General features: G+C 64.6%; 1 pseudogene. It reads right to left on the reverse strand.

Annotation, left to right across the window (positions count from 1 at the left end):
• Window positions 1–1419: 1419 nt before the first annotated feature.
• Window positions 1420–2198, reverse strand: a pseudogene (locus AB0I10_RS40990) (hypothetical protein); the annotation flags it as partial.

Here is a 2198-nt window from a genome sequence, read left to right on the forward strand (position 1 = left end):
GAAAGATCTGGGCTTCGAGCTGTACCGGATGATCGCCCAAGCAGTTGACGAATGCGGCACGGGTCAGCGGTAGAGGAGCCACCGCTGACCCGTGCCGACCGTTAGGGCTGCCACCGCGCGGTTCCTCTGGCTCCCACTGCAGCCTTGCACGCCTGCCCCAAGGCAGGCAGGGAAGTGCTTACAGCTGTTCTGTGGGCAGTGCCGTGGCCCTTGGCGGAGACGGTTGGCGCAGCAGATTGGGAAACGCTCCGTGTCCGACGAGACACGTTGCGCGTGACGGAACGATGCTGACAGTTTGCTGACCTCTCGGCGCGAACGCCGTCCCATCTTGCGATGGTTTCGCGGCGTCAGCGAGATCATCAATTTGCCAATAGAGTAGAGTTCTACCTGAGTTGATACTCTTCTTCGAGAGTGCGAAGAACGTTACGGATTTCGCTAATTCCTAACTAGAGAATTAGCGGGGACATGGATTACACCTGCATGCCCCTGGTGGCGTGACCTTACGACCTCCCTAGCTGGGGTGGTAAACATGCAGGTCGGGGCAGGTTTCTGTGTCACTTTCGGCATGTGCACGTGTGGCAGGCTGGCACCAGGTCTGGCAGGGCCGATGCTGACTTTCCTGATGGAGCATCAGGAGCTGGCTGGGGGTGCAAGGCCAGGAGGTTGGCGCCAGGTGTCGCCGTGCCATGGCCGACGACGTCTTGGGTCTGTGGCCGGCCAGGTCAGACTGGGGTGGTGGGAGTGTTTGCTGGCGGCGTGCTAGGGCACACCCGGGTGAGGTGCGTGGGTGCCTTCGGCAGACCGTCATGGGCGGGGATGCCGAGGGCGAGGGAGGATCTCGCACCGGTCGTCGCGGAAGTCCGGGCCTGTGTCCGCGGCCCCTCCTGGCATCACGCCGCTGCGGCCGTCCACCAAACGGGACGCCGCCCGGCCCGGCGAGCCGATGCTCATGAAGGTCCGCCAGCTCATCGAGTCGGTCACGGCACCCTCAAAGGCGGCAGCCGCGCGATCTGCTGCGCGGCCGGGTGCAGGTGCGACAGGTCGGGTGGTCCGTCCTCGTCCACCGCTGCTCGATCACCTCGAACGGCTGGGCAACAGCCTCCTCGCCCGTGCCGGCGTGCACCACGGGCGGCTTCAGCGGCGCCGTCGGCCGGGGGCCGGGCGGTGCCTCGGTGCGGCGCTGGCGGTCGCGGCGCTGTGGCGAGCGATCAGACTGGCCAGGAGCCGCGGGTCGCGGACCTCCTGTGCGGTAGCCACGACCAGTGCTTCAGCCGAGGCTCCTGTGCAGCTTTCGTACGTTGACAGCCTGACAATGAACTCACCTGCCGAGAGCAGCAAATTCGCGGCTGCTGTTCTGCCTGGGCGGGGATTCGAAGACGGGGGATAGATGACCGAAGCTTGGCCTGTGCGGGAGCACGTTCAAGAGGTGGGACCGTAAGGGCTCCAGCCGCGCATGAACGGCTTGAGATCCTCGGGGCGAGGGTCGGGGATGTCTGGCAGCCTGGGTGTTCCGCTGAGTGGGTTGAGGCGTTGCACGTGGGTGGCGGCCCAGGTGATCCATACTTCGACTGCGCTCTTCTCCTCGCCTGCTGGCAGGGTTTCTGCGTGCCTGCGTAGTGCGCTGAGATACTGGGCGAGGCGGGTCGCTTGGCGCCACGCTGCCTCTTGGGTTTCGAGGTGCTGGATGCGGTATGTCTCCGCGTAGTCGATCTCTGCCTGTCGTTTCGCGGCTTCCCAGCGCAGGCGCTTCTGCCGTGCGGCTTCCAGGTCGGCCAGTCGTTTACGTTCGGCAGCTTCTCCTCGGAGATCTACTTCCTGCACGATCTCGGCGAGTTGGTCCTCAAGGGGGCGGGTGGCGGTGTCGGCCCATTCACTGGCCCGGTGCGGCTGCCCACCGTTGATGTGGATCCGCAGCCGGTTGGCGGGGGAGTAGTCGTAGCGCGGAATCCTGGTCCAGGAGTACTTCTCGGCGTCTGCGAGTTCCTTCTTCGTCGGGATGTGCTCAGCTCGGTCCTGTTCTTGGAGGACGAGGAAATCGCATTGCTGGCCTTGGGCTGTGATCGTGAAGTGCGGTGGGCCGTTTCGTCGCCGGTGTGGTGGGGGGTTGATAGGGCTCTTTGAATCTCCCCACCCCCTGATCTGCGGTGGGCCAAACCTGCTCAGTTGATCTCCCCACCCATCGTGTGACCAAGCTTGGG

Origin of the sequence: Streptomyces sp. NPDC050636 (genome assembly GCF_040654775.1) — a bacterium.
Lineage (GTDB): Bacteria > Actinomycetota > Actinomycetes > Streptomycetales > Streptomycetaceae > Streptomyces.